The sequence below is a fragment of the Paenibacillus sp. FSL M7-0802 genome (genome assembly GCF_038004945.1).
In the GTDB taxonomy this organism is placed as follows: domain Bacteria; phylum Bacillota; class Bacilli; order Paenibacillales; family Paenibacillaceae; genus Paenibacillus; species Paenibacillus polymyxa_B.
Genome location: NZ_JBBOSD010000001.1, coordinates 1,171,345 through 1,190,111 on the forward strand (window position 1 = coordinate 1,171,345; position 18,767 = coordinate 1,190,111).

Sequence of the window (18,767 nt, forward strand, 5' to 3'; positions counted from 1 at the left end):
ATCACCTACCTAAATCGTTCTATTGCCCATTCTATGAATCTGTTTAAAAAAACAACGGCTTCAGCGCGAGTAATACATTCTTCCGGTTCTAGAGTATTGTTCTCATAGAGTGGAAACACATAACATCCATCCAGAAACTGCTCACCCATCAAGTCAACAACATCTTGTTCGTACCATTTCCCTGAGAAGGAGCTGCGATCTTGTATGTTTCTCAACGAATATGTGTTTCTCTCAAATACCCGATCAGTATATCGATTATAGATATTCATTCGAATACGCTGAAGAAATACGAGAAACTGCGCCCTTTTCATACGTACATTCGGAAAAAATCGGTCATTGTAACGGGCGTGTGTTGTACTTACAATAACCGTCTCCTGTTTAAATTTCACACCGCCCGGTGCCCAGTAATTATATCCAACAGTTGCAGGAAACCCATTATAACTAAAGGGAAGATAGACCTCTCCTTTATGAATCACAAATACATCCTGCCTAAAACCAACAGCGTTCTTAATGGAAGTCTTCGGGTCTTCTCCTGTTTTGATTTCAACTAGCAACCGTTTGAGCTTGGTTCCAAGAACCGTGACTGTCTCCGGCTGATATTTCGTCTTAGCTTGATAATTAGCTGCCATAGACAAAGTTGCAGAAGGTAGAGAAATAGAGCTTTCGGCCGTCCCACTATAAGGTCCGTTAACACAACCCTCCTGTTTATAAGCAGGTTTACCATATGCAATACATACAATCTCAAGTCCGCCAGATAAAGGATTTGACATCGTTACTTTTCCATTTTCTACTTTTTCAGGCTGTACCTGTACGCCACTAACGAGAACAAAGATAGGATTTTCGGCATTCACCTGATAACCCGGAATAGGAAACTCCAGTTGTCCATCGACAGTTATGAAGCGCTTAACGATTCGTTCATATCCTTTTTCAAAAATATCATAGGATATCCCTTCTATAAAACTGTTCTCTCCGTGAGCATCGAGACTTAACCGTGTCGCATCTAAAATATCTCTGTAATACCAATCTAAAGGATCTACATCAATCCAGCGCTCCATGATCAATACCCCCTAAGAATCCGATCCAGATATCTGTAAGATCTCATTATAAATGTAATTCCCTCTGCACGGGTGCAGGCCTGGTTCGGTCTGAAGTAAGGAATAGAATCCCCTTCATCCTCTGTTACCGTAACAATACCACGCTGCTCCATTTCTTCTATAAAGCTGGAGGCCCAATGATCCTTAAGGTCGATGAATTGATTCCTATATCGGTATTCATGATCCTGCTTGCGGATACACGTCATATTGACAGTGATGATATATTTAGTCTCCATCTCAGCCGTTCGAATATCCGGCTCTCCTGTCACGATTCCTAAATAAATTGTGCCTTTTTCGTCATAGTATTTATGCTCTGAGCTTATAAAAGAAAGCCAGTCCGCATACTCCTTTTTGCTATAAAATAGAAGTGTCAGGCTAGCTGTATAATGCGAAGTTCCTCGATTAACCAAACCTGCCGATGATGACAGTGTCTCATTAACATGGGATTTTAGACTAGGAGCTGGCGGCTTGTATTCATTAATAAGCTTGGCCTTGACCTCCACGAAGCGGATTCCATTATCGTAGAATAGTCGTTTTTTATAAATTGCTTCTTCAGATTTGTATGGACTTTGCTGAGTCAAAATGTATACCTCCTGTCATTAAAATAGTGCTTATTTGCGGCGGATCATTACAATCTATGATGTCTTGCTACGATAAGCCGTCGTCGGATTCATAAGAAGTTGGTCCCTTAAACTCCCGGCTTTGCCGTATGCGAGGCCTCTTCCAAGTCCATTGCCGATCGTCTCTAATTGGGATGGACTTACACCATTTGTGACATTAGGCAAGGTAACATTTACAACCACATCGCCTGAGCCGATCGTATAGGATTGATGCGTGTTTCCTCGTGTTAAATATTCATATCTTGTCATCGCCGTCACTCCCTCGGGCATATTAAATGTTCCCGCTGACGACTTCATCTCATCCAGGATGCCTAATTGAGTTTGTAGCGACTGATTGGTCAATTCTCTGATCTGCTCTTGTATTTTCCGCTGAGTTTCCGGCTCTTTTCCATTCAGGTCTTTTTTATACTTGGAAATTAGAGCGTTCATCTCGTAAACTTCCTGCTTCATATTGGATACTCGTAATGTGCGCATGGCAGGCGAATCTTCCTCAGCCCCGCCACGCTTAACGCGCTCCGCAAGATAAGCATTGTTACGGTCACTGCTATGGACCTCCAGTTGCCGACGCTCAATGCCGATTTTGGAGAGGAAGAGTTCCTTAAGCTGAAGATTATTACTTGAAATATTATTTTGTAAATTCATTATCTCTTGCTGTAATCGTACAGCATCGTCCCCTGAAGCCGGAGTGCTTCTCAAGATGGTTAATTGCTCTTGTAGCTGTCTGCTTCTGCTTCTTGTTATCTCACTCATTTTGTCCAAATAAACTTTGGATTCTCTATCCATACCCAGAGCTGCAACAAGCCCTTTGCCTTGCGAAGAGGAATCTACACGTGCTAATTGATTGTTAATGCCACTTAATGAGGATTGAAAAGCCATACGTTTTGTATCCACATCACTTTGCAAAGCTGTTTCCTCAAATTGATTCCCCATTTTTTGCCGGGCCTCTCTACGCTCATCGAGGTCCTCCTTCTTTTCCTTCCACTCATCGGAATTGGGGTCCAGCTTGTTCATACTCTCCTTCAAATTACGGATGGATCTATCCATAATTTTCAGTTGTTCGTTCAGAACATCTTTTAATTCCTGATTTTGACGTTTACGTAGATTTATATACTCCGTAGAGTCTGTACGTACACCTGCCATTTCAGCTTTAAGTATTTCCAGGTTGTGACCACTCTGAACTTTGTTCAGTTTCTCATTCACTTGGGTTGTAATCTTATCTGTATCAAGCGAATCTGTTTCCCCCTTGTTGTACTTTTCGTCGTAAGCTTTTTGAGCCTTTTTGACCAGCTTCTTTTGCTTTTCTTCCTCCTGTAATTTTTTTTCGTAATTTTTAATGAAAATTTCCTCACGTTCCTTTTCAGTCTTTTTAGCATAACCAGATTTTTCAGACCATTCCTTAACCGCGTCTTCTGTACTTATTCCATTTTTCTCTAAATATCTGTTCATATCATCACGATTACGAATCGTAGAATCTTTTTTCTGATAATAAGTAACCATTGAATCGTAAAAATCGTCAGCTTGTCCTTGACCCATATGTTTAGGTTCTAAACCAAACAAACTCCTGACGCCATTTCTAAGACTGGCCTCTGTCTGATTGTATTCACTTACGAGCTTAACCATAAAATTCCCAGAATTATCGGCTTTAAAAGATTTAGTAAAGTCAGCAAGGTTTTTATCCCTCGCATCAGCAGCAGCATTCTTTTTCTCTTCATCTGATTGAGTTATCTCCTCAATCGACTTTTGTCCCTCATCCAATGCAATATCTCCTACAACTTGTGCAACGGCACCTGCAGCTCCCGCAGCCAGACCTATTAATCCTGCCTTGCTCCCCACTTGGAGCAAAGTTTTGAACGAAGGTCCTGCCGGCCCTTGGAATTGACCTACTTTCTCTTTTATTTCTTTTATCATTCCATCGGAGGAACCTTTGAATATACTTTTCATCCCCTTTAGGGAGTCCTCTTTATCTTCACTTTTGGCTCCACTATTTGGCAATGAGACAGATTTCTCTCCTCCATTATTTCCTTTTGAGTTATCTATAGTTCTTTGTAGTGTTTGAAAGGAAAGATTCATGATCTGAGTCATATTACTAGTTTCGCTAATGGTGCTCTGGAAGTTAAGAAGCGCTCTTATTAAGCCCTCCATGCCTATATTTTGATTAAAGCCTCCTGGTTCGACACCACCCATTCCGTGTTCTTTGATAGAATTGGATCTGCTAGTTTTGACAGATGCTTTAGTACGTGAAATTTCACGCAGCAAACGATTGACCTGCTCATTCAATAGCTCTTTTACTTTTTCAGTAATTCTCCGATCAAGTTGTCTCATCTCGCGGCTCAAATGATTTTGAAGATTTCGACCCAATCCTTGCTGGCCTCCTCCTTCTTTCCCTGTAGAACCCAGTATTGTATTTAACGTACGCGTATGTTCATTTAAACGCCGAAAGCGAGAATCCAGTCCTTGCATTTCTTCACTAAAATGCTTTATCGTACGGATGGATTTTTGTAGCTCTGAAAGCACGTCAGCTTGCATATTGTTCATACATTCACCGCCTTTTATAAAATGAAACTCCCACCCACCCCTTACGGAGCAGAGCAGGAGTGACTTTCATCCAAGCATATTGGCCAAAAATTCCATATCTTCTTCGTCGGCTATTTTATAGCCATCCAAATAGTTACCATCTTCCCGTACTTCTTCGCGACCTGTAGGAGCATCCGAAACACTTTCACCAGTCCCCCTGAAAAGTCCGTCAAAAGACAGGGATGATACTTTAATTGTGAATTCAATATGGTCATGACACTGCTCCAGATAGTAGCCCAACTGAGGAAGCGTGAGCTCCCAGACCTGATACTTATCCAGATGACAATAATGCGCCAGCTTAAAAAAGATATTGGCCCAGTCAATGGAAGCCCGCCGATCATACTCCGATTCTTCAATCTCAGAGGCTACATGGACTTTTTTATTCCATTCAAACCGATCATGGCATCTATGATTTGTTTGGCTGTTTCCAGGTCAACATACTCTTCCAAATGTTCAGGTGTCATCCAGCTATAATATGGCTTGAAGCCCATCAGCAGCACATCAATCAGCTCAGGATAACGATCCTCCCCTTCCAGGTCAACTGGAATCAGATTGGCAATGATAATTCCGGAATCAATTGAATTCAGCTTTTTGATCAGCTTACGTGCATCTTTCAATCCTAACGGGGGCAAATGGTAGGTTTTACCATCTCGTAAGCGTACCTTTTCATCTTCTTCAAAAAAAGCTTTTTCCTTAATCTGTGTTTCTTCTTCTGTCGGAATCTTCTTCGAACCTTTTACAGCTTCTTTTGAATTGGCTGGCTCTTTTTCAAACTGTACCGTTGACACTTCTGAGATACTGTCACGGTCAGCAATCACAAACTGCAATGATGGAATGGTTAATTCTCTTTCATTCATTTTGGAAGTTCCCCCAATGTTTATTTCCCCCGAATAAGCTCACGTCACAGGCTAAAATAACATCGGGGGATTTCCATATTTATTTATAGCTCATCCAAAACTTATACTAAGGTTGTTAGCAGATGTCTCTTTGATTACTTCCAACCTCATAACGCTTAATCGTGCCTAGTTTATTGTCAAATCGCTCAGGATCAATAACTGTCAAGGTTACGCTATGAGTAGATGCCTGCTGGCGCTGAGCATCAATAGTGAAATTTGATTTTACACGACATTGATACAACTCTGTTTGATATCCTTGTACCGATCCATCCTTTTGTTCAAAACGGCCGTCATGAACCAAGTGCACTGTCAAAGGCATATCCTTGCTCGTAATATCCAGAATATCAACCACTTCATTACGTTTGTAGTTTACATAAATGTCTACGTCTTTCAGGGCCGAATTGAAAATCAGCTTACCTCCATCAACAAGGTATTGTTCCTCTGTAGGAGTGCCTGTAAGCAAACGTTTAAGGAGTTTGTTTCCTTTAAGTGTACGTACTGAAATTTCAGGAGTTTTATGCAGAGAGGAACCGAAGACAAGTTCTACCTCAAATTTCCCTTTCACTTCTTTAATCACATGTTTCTCTTCCAATTCCCAAATAAATCCATCATCAGATTGGTTAATTCCACTTAAGGCAACAGGATAGACGATCACAACTTTTTTTCCAGCTAAGGTAGCATCGAACACCGCTGTGTTGCCTGTCACAGTAACTTCCGTAGTTACATCCGGGCCTGTAATAATGCCATCGTATGCTTTAATAGCAGGTACAGCCACAGCAGATTCTGTCAGCGGCACTTGATAGGGGGAGTCGATAGGAACCGCTACCGTTTCCGTTGTCAGCTTGTAAGGAGCACCACTAACTCCCTCACGAAGCTTGGAACCAAGAACCAAACGTACCAGATTCAAATCAAATTTGGCATCTTGAGCCGTAATATCAATTGTTTTTTTGCGAAGCAATGTATCCAACGGTACACTGGAATCTCCGCCCTCAATATCCTGCATATCAAGCTGGATATCCAAACGCATGTTATTAAGTGTTCCGATTGTAATAAGGTCATCACAATTCGGAATTTTTGCCATAAACTTACCTGCACCTTTAATCAGCATTTTCTTATTCTTCGTAATTCCCATCCTAATAACCTCCAATTTGTTATTCCATTCCAATAGTTATTCCAATTTGAATGGAGTATTTGTATGTGTTCTCAAGGTCAGTGTCATGGTCCGAACCCGTGATATATTGACCTTTGAGCAAGCCACCTTGAGTTAAACTTTGGTACTCATCGTCAAATAAGGTTGTGATCCGGTCCGCTATACGCAAGGCCACATCTACATTCTCCCGCGTATAAATATCAAAATTAAATATGGACCAATAATCGAGATAATTCTCTCCACGCCCACCTGCACTTTTATAAAATGAAATCAGCGGAAGTTGGTCCTGTTGCAGTCCTTTAGGATGTCTCCTTTTCTGAATTTTTTCCATCATGATCTTGGAAGGAGTAGTTCCGGAATTCTCTAATAATGTGTGAAGCTCAGCATCTTTTTGTAGCACGGAGAAAATAGATTCGTAGATATCCAAAATATGAATCAGTTCTATTCACCACCTTCCTGACAGTATTAATATAAGTGATTCAATGAATTTTTTAACTGTACCTACGTACTTCATTTAAATGATTTCAAGAATAGATATAACAGGTTGGCTTGAAGAGGTTAAATAGAGTTTACTAGTATCCTCGAATGCTACTTTACCCTTAAATTGAACACGATGATGACTTTTTCGGCTCGAAGACGTACTCACATAAACATCGCCATAGCCCATATTTCCCACAATGATAGTTACGCCTTTATGACGGGCATTATAAATAAGCTCTGTATCTTCTCCCATTCGATGAGCAAATTCTGATAAAATTTCGCTGCTCAATGTCATTTCCTTTCATCGTCCTCGTTTCTTCATACAGGATCTACAGCCCTCTATAGACGATCTGGGAATATGCTCCTGCCGATTAGACTGTTCCACGTCATGCGGATAAACAAGCTGACCCCATCGATCCATTACTTTACCTGTAAGTTCACCAATACAATATAGACATAGTAACGGTTCACCTATCATTTTCTCCTCCATAAAACTTTCTCGTGCTCTTTGTGTTACATAGCGAAATTCACATCGTACGCATTGGCTAAATTGTGCCATTATCATAACCCCCTTATAGCAAAAGGTTTAATCTCCTAACCCCAGTAATCTTCTGCGTAATCGCTCTTTATTCTTATCCTGAATACAGCTTCGGCAATCGTAGATTCCCATATATTTGTCTAGTAGCTCGGAATAACAAACATGGTTTTGTTCAGCCAAACAATAAATGCATACATTCTCCTTAGACTTGTAAATCTTCAAAAGCATCCGTGCCTGCTGCGTTACATACCTTCTACAATCACACTTCATACGACCCCTCTCTATCTCAATATAAGTAAATGAGATTTGAATTGAACCCCTGCTATGTATACAAATAAAAGATTCTTATATACAAAAAAAGGAGGGGCAACCCCAAGCCATCATGGCTTGAGGGTTTGCTCCTCCTCTTCTATAAAGCGGAAATTGCGTGCGATGTACAAAATGGGTGTACCCGCCGCGGTCAGTACAAATTTTAAGATGTAGGTGGTGAATAATATCTCGAGCCATATCCCCCACGCATAACCGTAAAAGGCAATAGTACAGAAAATGAGCGTATCTATAAACGAGCTGATCATCGTGCTGCCATTGCCGCGAATCCAGAGCTGATGACGTTCCGGAAAAAACTTGCGAATCCAGGCATACAGACGCACGTCCAGCAATTGACTGACCGCATAGGCTGTCAAGCTGGCAAGCGCAAGCCTTGGCAACAATCCAAACAGCTGTTGCATCGGTGTCTGGGCAAAATCCGTTGCAGTAGGCTGGAACTGCAGCACCATTTGCATCGTTATCGTCGTCATAATCAGAGTGAAAAAGCCGAACCACACAGCTTTACGCGCCTCTTTAGGCCCATATTTTTCATTCAGTAAGTCACTGGCCATATACATAGAAACATACATCGTATTTCCCAATGTAGTGGTAATGCCGACCAGATCAATCGTTTTGGTTACCTGAATATTGGCTAGTACAGTAGCAACACCAATCCAGGCGTACAGCCCTTTTTTACCGAACAACCGAAAACATAACAAAAAGAACATAAAATTGACGAGGACAAAAGCTGCCCCCCATAACAGATTAAACATGAAATCCTCCTAGTTTTGATAGCGCGGGATGGTTGCGAACCGCGGTTCATCCGAAGCAAGCCGGAAAAACATTATTTTAATGTATCATAGATTAGGATTCGTGAACAGCTATAATTTACACTGTCCTAAACTCAATACAAAGAGCCGACCTTATGGCCGGCTCTTTGTATTGAGTACATTCTGTACGTGTGTTATATAGGCTACAGATGCGATAGGGGAATGCATCGTACACCTTTCGTTTATCATTTACTTAGGAGTGTGCCGTTGCATCCAAATCCATGCCATGATTGTTGAACACGTCTTGATCGTTCTCCTTGAGCACCTTGCCTGAAATGAGACCTGCGGTAATAGAATCATTGACATTTAACGCTGTGCGTCCCATATCAATCAACGGTTCGACTGAGATGAGCAATCCTGCCAATGCCACTGGAAGATTCATGGTGGAAAGCACGATCAGGGAAGCGAAAGTGGCACCACCGCCTACACCCGCCACGCCAAACGAGCTGACCGTAACGACCAGAATAAGCGTGAGGATAAAATCCCAGCTCGTTGGATCAATACCCACGGTTGGAGCAATCATGACCGCCAGCATTGCCGGATAAATACCAGCACAGCCGTTTTGCCCAATAGTCGCTCCCAAGGTCGCAGACAGATTCGCGATGCCGTCGGACACACCAAGCTTTTTCGTTTGTGTTTCAACATTTAACGGAATGGTCGCCGCACTGGAACGAGAAGTAAAAGCAAAAACCAGTGTAGGCAATACCTTTTTCACATACGTCACCGGATTGTAGCCGAACAAGGCCAGCAAAATAAGATGAATGATAAACATGACCAACAGAGCCACATAAGAAGCGAGCACAAACTTGATTAGCTTCAAAATTTCATCTGGATTGGTCGTAGCTACTACTTTAGTGATCAGTGCTAAAATGCCGTAAGGAGTCAATCTCAGCACCAGAGTTACAATCCGCATCACTACAGCGTACACTGCATCGATCACTTTACGGAAGGTTTGCGCCTGTTCTGGTTTTTTACGATCCAATCCAAGCACAGCCACACCGATAAAGGCCGAGAAAATGACCACCGCCAGCGTCGACGTACGACGTGCTCCCGTCATATCCTCAAAAGGATTTGAAGGAATAAATTCCAGCACCTGCTGTGGAATGGTCATGTCCTGAACTGTTCCAAGGCGCTCTTCCATCTTCAACCCCTGTGCTTGTTCCTTCTCCCCACCTTGAATCTCAATTGCCTTTAGATCAAACGACAAGCTGGTTACAATACTAACTGAAGCAGCAATTGCCGTTGTAATCAGTAGTACTGCAATAATGGACACGCTGATTTTGCCAAGGTTCTGTCTTCCCTTCAAATTCATAATAGCCGAAATAATCGACACCATGATAAGCGGAATAACTACCATTTGCAGCAAACGGACATAACCATTACCTGCGAGGTTGAACCAATCAACTGATTTTGTAATGACCTCTGAGCCTGCCCCATAGGCATATTGTAGAACAGCCCCGTAGATCAGTCCGAAGCCAAGTCCGGCAAATACCCTTTTTGTAAAGGAGATGTGCTTTTTCTGCATCCAGACCAATACGCCTAGCAGCAAAAGCAGCACGATTACATTTAAAATAATAAAGAAGGTATCCATTATTATTTCCTCCAAACTTATACTTAATATGTTTTATAAGGTGATCCTTCAATCCGAAGATTACTATATCACAAAACCAACTATTTTTGTAGGTTTTCTAACAATAAAATAGTTAAGCAACTTCCACTTTGGGTTTTATTAAAAATGCCAAACAGCAAGCCTTCATCTTTCGAAGACTTGCTGTTTTTTGTCCTGAACACAACGACATGTATTCAACTTAGGCGTAAAATTTTTATCAGCCGTTAGACGATCACTGTGTATAGCAGTTCCTGTTCCTTAACCACTTTATGCTGATTATCAGCGGACTCCAACTCGCTAAACTGAGCTACATTCGTAACAATAACAGGCGTTATCGTTTCGTAACCAGCCTTGCGGATTTCCACCAGATCAAACTCCAGCACGAGGTCTCCTACCTTCACGCGATCTCCTGCTTTAAGATGAGGCGTAAAATGAAGTCCTTTTAGTTTAACCGTATCCATCCCAACGTGAATGAGCATTTCAAGTCCTGAATCACTCACCAATCCAACAGCATGCCCACTTTTGGAAATGGAGAACACTGTGCCATCCACTGGGGAAACAACCCGGCCTTCGGATGGTTCAATAGCCCAACCTCTACCCATGATTTCTTGAGAAAATGCAGGGTCATTGACTTCACTGAGCGGCTTAACTTCACCCATAATCGGGCTGTATACCGGGATTTTCTCACCTTTCGGCAGTGAGGACACAGCAGATTGTGCTATTTCATCAGTGGAGATGTCTCCGCCAGCGTCTGTTGTTGCTTGTGGTGCTTCTTCGTTCTTTTCATCTGTAAAGCCGATCAAATAGGTAACAATCGTAGCAACCACAAATGCAATAATAAGACCCAGGATTGCGTATAAGAAAGTCGGTCCAATAAACATCGCCAGACCAGGCACACCAACCAATCCACCCATGACATACGCTTTTGTACCAAACAAGCTCATGAAGCCCCCGCCGACGGCTCCGCCGATCAACGCAGCAGTAAATGGTTTTTTAAACCGCATATTTACACCATACATTGCAGGCTCGGTTACACCCATAATAGCTGTCAAGCTCGTAGAGAAAGCCACTGTTTTGACTTTGGCATTTTTTGATTTTAAGAATACACCCAGTGCAGCACCAGCCTGTGCCAAGTTGGCTGCTCCCATAATTGGAATCATGTAGTCAAAGCCCAACGTTGCAATCGATCCAATCATAATAGGAACCAACGCATAGTGCATACCTGTCATAATGATCAGGGAGAAGGTACCGCCTAGCAGCAGACCTGCAAGTGCACCTGTATTTTCAAACAACCAAGAGATACCGCCTGACAGGCCATTACCAATAATGGAGCCGAGCGGCCCTACAGCAACCAAAGTCAAAGGTACAATAATCAATAAAGTCAATGTCGGAACAACGAGCAACTTCAGTGATGCATGTGTATACTTATCAATGAATTTTTCAACATAAGATGCCAGCCAGACCGCAATAACGATTGGAATAACGGTCGAAGAATACGTGGCCGCTGTCACCGGAAGACCAATAAAGCTAACCTTCACGTTAGATGCCAGTAAAGCTGTAATCGTCGGGTGCAAAATGGAAGCACCAATCGCCGCACCAATAAACATATTACTGCCGAGTTTTCTAGCAGCACTGACAGCCAGAATAATAGGCAGGAAGTAGAACGCACCGTCACCTATTGCCGCTAAAATCGTATAGGTTTGACTCTTATCGGACATCCAGTTCATGGCCACTAAAAGAGCAATGATCCCTTTGATCATACCTGCGCCGGTGATCGCTGGCAAAATCGGTGTAAACATACCCGCAATAAAGTCGAACAGTTTGCTGATCGGGTTTTGTTTTTTCTTAGATGCAGTACTTGCTCCTGAGTCACTTTGCGGAGCCTTGGACATGTTGCTCACCAACGATTTGTACACGTTAGCTACATCATTACCGATAATAACCTGAAACTGGCCGCCACTCTCCATGACTCCCATGACGCCATCCGTTTTCTGCAACTGCTCTTTCTGAGCTTTCTTATCATCATGAAGGTTGAAGCGCAAGCGGGTCATGCAGTGAATGACCTGCTCTACGTTTTCTTCACCACCAACTAGTGTAAGTATCTCTTTGGATAATTGATTTCGATCCATGAGGTGTTCCTCTTTTCTTTTAAGGTATAAAATAAAATGCGCAAATGGGCAATAAAAAAACCTGAATACAGAAAGCAGACAGCTTAATAAAAAGCCAATCTTCTTTCAGCATTCAGGTTTTGCCTTCTGGTTTAGAAGTAGCAATCCTAAATCCCTGATCATACATGAAATCATTGATTTTTAATGATACGCTCGATATGAATGGTGAGATACAACATCTCATCCTGGGACAAGCTTCGACCATAGATTTTAGTGGTATAATCTCTTATTTTTTCCGCGCAGGCGTAAGCATTCTTATACTGAACCTTAACCATATCATGAAGGGAATTATCTGTATTTTGTACAGGGGTCCCATTCATTACCCGTTGAGCAAAAAATTTGAGATGTGTAATAAAGCGGTAATAGCTTAACGACTCTTCATCCAGATCCATTACAAAAAAGCGACTTACAATATTTATGATATCCTTGACAATGTTAGTCAGGGTTATCGTTTCGCGCATTTCGCTATTAAGCTGTGCATTCACCAAATGTAAGGCGATAAATGCTCCTTCATCATCTGGAAGTGTAACTCCCAGCTTGTCCTGAATCATGTGCAGTGCTTTGGTCCCAATCGTGAATTCCTTGCGGTACATTCGCTTAATTTCCCAGTAAAGTGCATTTTTGATATCCATACCCAAGCGATAACGCTCTATGGCAAAATGGATATGATCCGTCAGCGAAATATAGATGCTGTCATGCAACTCTACACCAAGTATCGTTTTGGCATATTGGATGATTTCATCAGAAATTTCAACATATTCAATAGGGATATCAGACATCAGGGTCATGAGTTTGCGGGAAACCTCGGTACTTTCAAGTTTGAAAATTTTCTCGATTTTCTCTTCTTCAATCTCATCGCCTGTGTTTTTTTTAAAAGCAATTCCTCTTCCCATAATGACTAATTCTTTCTGCTGTTCATCAATGACCGTTACGACGTTATTATTCAGCACCTTTGCTATCTTCATTCCATCACCTTAAGCCGCTTGGAGTAGTAAAAAAAGGCAATACCAAAACTGACACATAGTGCCTGCTTATGGTTTTGCCCGATACGCTCAGTAACAATCCACGATTGTGCAGTTTTGAATAACTGACACCATAATATCATATAAAGACTGAGGTGACAAGTTTTTTTGTAAACACTTTCATGAGGCTTTTGGGCATTGGCACGCCTTAGCTGCCAGGGCTCTTTTCCACAACCGAGTTCGGAGAAGCATTCATGCCAGATGTGGACACTACTTGCGAATGCTCATCTTTTTCATCCACAAAGCCCATAAAATACGTAATTACGCCAGCTGTAACTAGTGAGATTAACATTCCCAAAATAGCATATATAAATGTAGGACCGACGAATAATCCCAAGCTGGGCAGACCTGATATACCACCAATAGCCGTTGCTTCAGTTTCAAATAAACTCATAAATGCACCACCGAGAGCCCCTCCGATCAACGCCGCAACAAAAGGCTTCTTAAAGCGCATTGTGACTCCATACATCGCCGGCTCAACCACCCCCATCATGGCAAGCAAGCCTGTCCAAAAGGCCAGCGTTTTCACTTTGACATTTTTGGATTTAAAAAGCACGCCAAATGCTGCACCTGCCTGGGCAAGTACCGCTGCCACTACCACAGGAAAGACATGATCGTAGCCCAGTGTTGCAAGCGAGCTGATCATAATCGGTACCATTATATATTGCATACCTGCCATAATAAGCAAAGACATCGCGCCCCCGAGCAGCAGCCCTGCAAACACTCCTGCATTATCAAATAACCATGCGAGTCCATCCGATAAATGTTGACCGAGATACCCCCACAACGGGCCAAGAACGAACATCATCAAAGGTATAAAAATCATCAGAGTCAAAGTCGGGACAGCCACTACTTTAAGCCAATAGGGGGTATGCTTGTCTAACCATTTTTCCACATACGACGCCATCCAAACGACAACAAGCATTAGTATTATGGAAGAAGCAGACTGCCCGTCTATGACTGACAAGTCGCCAAAGCGAACCTCCTCACCAGACTGGAACAACTCTGTCAGGCGGGGATGCAATACTGATGCTCCGATGGCAGCCGCAACAAACATATTGCTGTTCAGCTTTCTTGCCGCACTTGCCGCAAATAGAATGGGCAAAAAATAGAATACCCCATCGCTGATAACCAATAAAATGGTATACGCCTGTTGATCAGATAACAAACTAGTAAATACCTGTTGGTCTGAAAACAAAAAACCTAAGGACATGAAAATAGATATTAATACCTTGATCATTCCCGCCCCAATCATTGCCGGCAAGATCGGAGTGAATACGCCTGATACATAATCTAATAGACGACTTATCGGATTTCTCCCTGTGGCAGCTCTGTAACTTCCGGAAGTCTGCTCCTGTTCATCTTCTCCCCTGACCTGCGAAATCATTTCTTTGGAAAGTAAATCCCGATTCATAACTACCTTTTCCCCTTTTTATATGTATATTGAAGACCACTTTCGAACTTACCAAACCAAGCTTAGAAGAATATTGTAATAAAAGCGGTATTCCTTATGCTACTTATATTACTTCTTTTTTACAATAGTTTTAAAGAAGGAGTAATCTATTCGTTTTTATGCACCTGATAATTCACATCTAACTTACATCTAAACACCTAAGACCATAGTTATATATTTTTTGTTTGTTTTTGGGCAAATATGACTATTCAACCGCCTGTTAATTATGTAAAATAGGTCTAACCTACTTTTTAGTAAATCATGGATTACTTCCCTTTCACATTCTTGTCCCTTGAATACAGCTGAAATATACATAGAATCCGAACATTTTCAGTCTTTTCTTCAAGCAAGGAAAGGAAAACAAGTAGATCATGGCGTGCCTAGTATCTTATTGGACAAGCGGCCTACATCAAGCAGGGGAATTCGTCTGATTTTATTACCATCATGTGAGAGGAGAATTTTCATGAAGAGTTTTAATCGTTCCATTGGCGCGAAATTACGAATTATGTTTTTGCTGATTCAGCTCTTTGCATCCCTTTTGTTCAGCATCAGTTTCTATGCAATATCCATGAGTATCATTAATAACAGTGTCATGCCTCAGGTAGACCAATTGCTAGAAACTGGAGCTAAAAATGTGTATCAGGATCTCAATATTTCCTTAGCCGTTCAGGCCCAACAAGGAAGCGGTTCTGATTCCGGCTCCGCTATACAGATGGAATCCTATCTTCAGGAGAAGGTCGATACTCTCAAATTAGAATCGGCATATATCGCAGTAGTAAAGGATGGTAAAGCCGAAGTCGTCGCACGGAATGTAAAATCAGTATACAAGGTCAAGGATGCACTCATTCCTGTAGAGGATATTAAAAAAGCAAAACAAGGCGAGATGAATATCAGTGAAATTTACAGCGATTCGTACGGAGTACACAAAACCGCCTTCTTTGCTATATCGGGTAGTAATCTAGTTCTGGGTGTGAACGAAGATGTCGGATTCGTACAGGAAAAATCCCAACAAATTTTATGGATTTGCATAGGTATTACAGTGGCAACGCTCCTGCTGGGGGGAATTATTTCTACCCTCGTGATACGTAAAGTTGTAGAACCCATTGCTGAATTGGTTCGTCATAGCGAAAAAATCGCTCAAGGTGATCTTTCACAAGAAGCGAAAGTTCATGGAGTCAATGAAATTGCCCAACTTGCCCGCAGCTTCCAATCAATGTCTCATAACTTGAAAGAAATGATCGGCCATGTGCTTTCTACATCCGGTGCGGTTGTTGAAGGATCGGACGAGCTGCTTCGTCGGACTGAGGCTATGAGTGTAAAAGTGCAGGACTCTACAGTTGCCGCAGAGGAAGTAGCAAAGGGCAGTACCAGCATAGCTACAACTGCTGCTGAAAATGCACAGGCTATGGAGGAAATCGCTCAAGGTGTTCAGCATATCGCCTCCTCTGCCAATGATGTATCCGATCAAATCAGTGAAGCAACGAAAGAAACGGTTAACGGTAATACGCTCGCTCAAAAAGCTGTAGCTCAAATGTCACAGGTAGGACATGCTGCCGATGAATCGCTTCGATACATCCATAGTATGAATGAGCGCTCAGAAGCCATTGGCAGTATCGTTTCGGCTATTTTCGATATTACGAAGCAAATTCAAATGTTGTCCCTGAATGCCTCCATTGAAGCTGCCCGTGCGGGCGAACATGGACGGGGCTTCGCCGTAGTAGCTGGAGAAGTACGCAAGCTTGCCGAGCAATCTAAAGAAGCCACACAAGAAATTTCTGACTATTTGGTTACCATTCAAGAAGTATCGCAACAATCTGTGGACTCTGTGACCCAGGTTAGCCGTGAAATTCATTCGGGAACGGAAATGGTTCAACAAGCGAGCTCAGCCTTTAACCAGCTAAGTGAGCTTATGCAAAAGATCAATGCTACGATTCAAACGGTATCTGCAGCAACGGAGCAAGTATCCGCCAGCTCGGAGGAAGTATCTGCTTCCGTGGAAGAGACAGCTCTCATCGCTGCCAATGCACAGCATATGATTCAAGAAATCGGTTTTAACGCCGATGAGCAACTAAATGAAATGGAAAGCCACAGCGAGGTTGTTCGCCAATTAAGCAAACAAGCAACCGAGCTGCAAAAGGCAGTTCAAAAATTTAAAATTACGTAAGCCGATACAATAGAGGATTTTGCAAAAATCCCATAAACGACTTCCAATGGACAAGATGTAGATCGAAATGGTTTAGTTCGTCTATATCTTGCACTTCAGAGCGACTGGAATCGAATTTTGCAAAATCCTGAATAAAAAGAGGTATCTCACAGTCTTGAAAATGGCTGTAGAGATACCTCTTTATTTTTTAAAAGCGATTTTAATAATCATCCATGAAGTTTATGAATTCATTCCCATAATACGATAAATTTGCTCCATATCTAAATGAGCCCGTACCACCTCTGCGACACGGTCAAACTCTCGTTCCTTGGCTTCACGTACAGTAAAAGTGCTTTCTAAAGGTGCCAAGCCCTTGGTTTGTCGCAATCCATCCAGCCAGCACCGACGAAAACGGTCATTATCAAACACACCGTGCAAATAGGTTCCCCATACTTTACCGTCTGTCGTACCCCAGCCTTCCTCAAAAGCTGTTCCTTCGCCACGCCGGATATGGAATAACCTTTTCATTTCGCTTAGGTTAAAAGTTATATCTGTAGGTGCGTATGGTTCCGTAACATACTCCGTAACGCCCATATGTATTTCATAGCCTTCAATGCTTGGCTTGAAGGCAGAACCCGAATCAGGCGCAGTGCTAAGCAAAAGCGGGCAATGATTAGACAGGGTTCCCTGTACGCGTACGGTTTGCTTTTCCTTTAAAAAGGTCGTGGATAGAGCCAGCCAACCTAACCCTTCTGCCTGCTGCGGCAACCCAGATTCGACGGCTTGGGGATCAAATAGCGCTGTACCCAGCATCTGATAACCTCCACAAATGCCAACTAGCTGTGTGCGTCCAGTATTCATAGCCTGCCGAATGTCTTTCTCCAGACCTCTCTCACGCAATTCCAGCAGGTCTCCAATGGTGTCTTTGGTCCCCGGTAAGATAATGGCGTCCGGTACGCCCAACTGTCCGGATTCTGTGACATAACGAACACTCACATCCGGCTCTGCGGCCAGAGCATCCGTGTCCGTAAAATTGGAAATCCGCGGATATCGTATCACTGCAATATCCAGTTCTTTATCCTCTGCTGATCGCTTGGGCTTCTTATCCAGTACTACCGAATCCTCTGCTTCAATGCGAATGTCTGGTAGATAGGGCAATACACCGAGTACAGGAATGCCCGTCCGTTCTTCCAGCCAGTCTAATCCCGGTTGAAGCAGAGACAGATCACCTCTGAATTTGTTAATGATAAATCCGCGGATACGCTGTACTTCATGGGGTTCCAGTAACTCGATGGTTCCTACGAGAGAGGCAAAAACACCCCCCCGGTCGATATCTGAAATAAGCAACACTGGTGCATCCGCCCAACCTGCCAAATTCATATTTACGATATCTCGGTCCTTCAAATTAATCTCTGCCGGGCTGCCTGCCCCTTCCATAAGGACAATATCATAGGTATCACGCAACCGATTCAGAGCATCCATAACGGTCTGTTTGGCTTTTGGCAAAAAATCCTTCCGGTAATCGGAGGCGCTCATATAGGCATAAGGTACACCGTGTACAACAATTTGTGAGTGCATATCTTTGACTGGCTTAATCAGAATCGGATTCATGTCAGTCGTGGCCTCAATACCGCAGGCCTCAGCCTGCACCCCCTGAGCGCGTCCAATTTCCTTGCCGTCCTCAGTAACATAAGAGTTTAACGCCATATTTTGCGACTTAAACGGTGCGGGACGATATCCGTCCTGCGTAAAAATACGGCAAAGCGCAGTTGTCACCACGCTTTTGCCCACATCCGACGCTGTTCCTTGAAGCATCAATACGGCTGCCGGGTTCGTGCAGGACGGTTCGAAAGTTGACAATTGCCTCTTCCCCTTTAACGAATT

At 42.7% G+C, this 18,767-nt stretch carries 15 protein-coding genes; 1 reads left to right on the forward strand and 14 read right to left on the reverse strand.

What is annotated here, in order from left to right; translation table 11 throughout:
* Window positions 1-5 precede the first annotated feature (5 nt).
* From MHB54_RS05905 to MHB54_RS05965, 13 genes are all read right to left on the reverse strand, one after another.
* Window positions 6-1,055 carry a hypothetical protein gene (locus tag MHB54_RS05905; protein ID WP_023987668.1) on the reverse strand — a complete coding sequence of 350 codons (1,050 nt, stop codon included), beginning with the start codon at window positions 1,053-1,055 and terminating at the stop codon, window positions 6-8.
* 2 nt (window positions 1,056-1,057) lie between these two features.
* A complete protein-coding gene (locus MHB54_RS05910; RefSeq protein ID WP_023987667.1) occupies window positions 1,058-1,675 on the reverse strand; it encodes an S-layer homology domain-containing protein in 618 nt (205 codons plus the stop codon).
* 54 nt (window positions 1,676-1,729) lie between these two features.
* On the reverse strand, window positions 1,730-4,249 hold the full coding sequence (locus MHB54_RS05915; RefSeq protein WP_023987666.1) for a hypothetical protein: 2,520 nt from the start codon (window positions 4,247-4,249) through the stop codon (window positions 1,730-1,732).
* Window positions 4,250-4,315: 66 nt separating this feature from the next.
* Complete coding sequence (locus tag MHB54_RS05920; RefSeq protein ID WP_023987665.1) at window positions 4,316-4,528, reverse strand: hypothetical protein; 213 nt, start codon at window positions 4,526-4,528, stop codon at window positions 4,316-4,318.
* A 125-nt stretch (window positions 4,529-4,653) separates the two neighbouring features.
* Window positions 4,654-5,145, reverse strand: a complete 492-nt coding sequence (locus MHB54_RS05925; RefSeq protein ID WP_023987664.1) for a hypothetical protein — start codon at window positions 5,143-5,145, stop codon at window positions 4,654-4,656.
* Window positions 5,146-5,260: 115 nt separating this feature from the next.
* Window positions 5,261-6,316, reverse strand: coding sequence for a hypothetical protein (locus MHB54_RS05930; protein WP_023987663.1), 1,056 nt, complete (start codon window positions 6,314-6,316; stop codon window positions 5,261-5,263).
* A 19-nt stretch (window positions 6,317-6,335) separates the two neighbouring features.
* Window positions 6,336-6,761 (reverse strand): hypothetical protein, encoded by a 426-nt coding sequence (locus MHB54_RS05935; protein ID WP_034094998.1) that lies wholly within the window; start codon window positions 6,759-6,761, stop codon window positions 6,336-6,338.
* A gap of 87 nt (window positions 6,762-6,848) precedes the next feature.
* The gene (locus MHB54_RS05940; RefSeq protein ID WP_023987661.1) at window positions 6,849-7,109 is read right to left on the reverse strand and encodes a hypothetical protein; all 261 of its coding nucleotides are present in this window, start codon (window positions 7,107-7,109) and stop codon (window positions 6,849-6,851) included.
* A 623-nt stretch (window positions 7,110-7,732) separates the two neighbouring features.
* Window positions 7,733-8,431, reverse strand: coding sequence for a queuosine precursor transporter (locus MHB54_RS05945; RefSeq protein ID WP_023987659.1), 699 nt, complete (start codon window positions 8,429-8,431; stop codon window positions 7,733-7,735).
* 250 nt (window positions 8,432-8,681) lie between these two features.
* Complete coding sequence (locus MHB54_RS05950) at window positions 8,682-10,079, reverse strand: L-cystine transporter (RefSeq protein WP_025724316.1); 1,398 nt, start codon at window positions 10,077-10,079, stop codon at window positions 8,682-8,684.
* A 242-nt stretch (window positions 10,080-10,321) separates the two neighbouring features.
* Window positions 10,322-12,226 (reverse strand): beta-glucoside-specific PTS transporter subunit IIABC, encoded by a 1,905-nt coding sequence (locus tag MHB54_RS05955; protein ID WP_053324917.1) that lies wholly within the window; start codon window positions 12,224-12,226, stop codon window positions 10,322-10,324.
* Window positions 12,227-12,396: 170 nt separating this feature from the next.
* The gene (gene licT / locus MHB54_RS05960) at window positions 12,397-13,230 is read right to left on the reverse strand and encodes a BglG family transcription antiterminator LicT (RefSeq protein ID WP_023987656.1); all 834 of its coding nucleotides are present in this window, start codon (window positions 13,228-13,230) and stop codon (window positions 12,397-12,399) included.
* 205 nt (window positions 13,231-13,435) lie between these two features.
* The gene (locus MHB54_RS05965) at window positions 13,436-14,701 is read right to left on the reverse strand and encodes a PTS transporter subunit EIIC (protein WP_264454040.1); all 1,266 of its coding nucleotides are present in this window, start codon (window positions 14,699-14,701) and stop codon (window positions 13,436-13,438) included.
* A gap of 502 nt (window positions 14,702-15,203) precedes the next feature.
* Here MHB54_RS05965 and MHB54_RS05970 point away from each other — a divergent pair.
* Window positions 15,204-16,904 carry a methyl-accepting chemotaxis protein gene (locus tag MHB54_RS05970; protein WP_028543010.1) on the forward strand — a complete coding sequence of 567 codons (1,701 nt, stop codon included), beginning with the start codon at window positions 15,204-15,206 and terminating at the stop codon, window positions 16,902-16,904.
* Between the two features lie 219 nt (window positions 16,905-17,123).
* Here MHB54_RS05970 and MHB54_RS05975 read toward each other — a convergent pair whose 3' ends face one another.
* On the reverse strand, window positions 17,124-18,743 hold the full coding sequence (locus tag MHB54_RS05975; protein WP_076294978.1) for a cobyric acid synthase: 1,620 nt from the start codon (window positions 18,741-18,743) through the stop codon (window positions 17,124-17,126).
* Between the last annotated feature and the right edge of the window lie 24 nt (window positions 18,744-18,767).

Bases quoted from the DNA above. Each gene is read 5' to 3' on its own strand.
- MHB54_RS05905 (WP_023987668.1), bottom strand. From the start codon at position 1,055: ATGGAGCGCTGGATTGATGTAGATCCTTTAGATTGGTATTACAGAGAT.
- MHB54_RS05915 (WP_023987666.1), bottom strand. From the start codon at position 4,249: ATGAACAATATGCAAGCTGACGTGCTTTCAGAGCTACAAAAATCCATC.
- MHB54_RS05925 (WP_023987664.1), bottom strand. From the start codon at position 5,145: ATGAATGAAAGAGAATTAACCATTCCATCATTGCAGTTTGTGATTGCT.
- MHB54_RS05930 (WP_023987663.1), bottom strand. From the start codon at position 6,316: ATGGGAATTACGAAGAATAAGAAAATGCTGATTAAAGGTGCAGGTAAG.
- MHB54_RS05940 (WP_023987661.1), bottom strand. From the start codon at position 7,109: ATGACATTGAGCAGCGAAATTTTATCAGAATTTGCTCATCGAATGGGA.
- MHB54_RS05945 (WP_023987659.1), bottom strand. From the start codon at position 8,431: ATGTTTAATCTGTTATGGGGGGCAGCTTTTGTCCTCGTCAATTTTATG.
- MHB54_RS05950 (WP_025724316.1), bottom strand. From the start codon at position 10,079: ATGGATACCTTCTTTATTATTTTAAATGTAATCGTGCTGCTTTTGCTG.
- MHB54_RS05955 (WP_053324917.1), bottom strand. From the start codon at position 12,226: ATGGATCGAAATCAATTATCCAAAGAGATACTTACACTAGTTGGTGGT.
- licT (WP_023987656.1), bottom strand. From the start codon at position 13,230: ATGAAGATAGCAAAGGTGCTGAATAATAACGTCGTAACGGTCATTGAT.
- MHB54_RS05965 (WP_264454040.1), bottom strand. From the start codon at position 14,701: ATGAATCGGGATTTACTTTCCAAAGAAATGATTTCGCAGGTCAGGGGA.
- MHB54_RS05970 (WP_028543010.1), top strand. From the start codon at position 15,204: ATGAAGAGTTTTAATCGTTCCATTGGCGCGAAATTACGAATTATGTTT.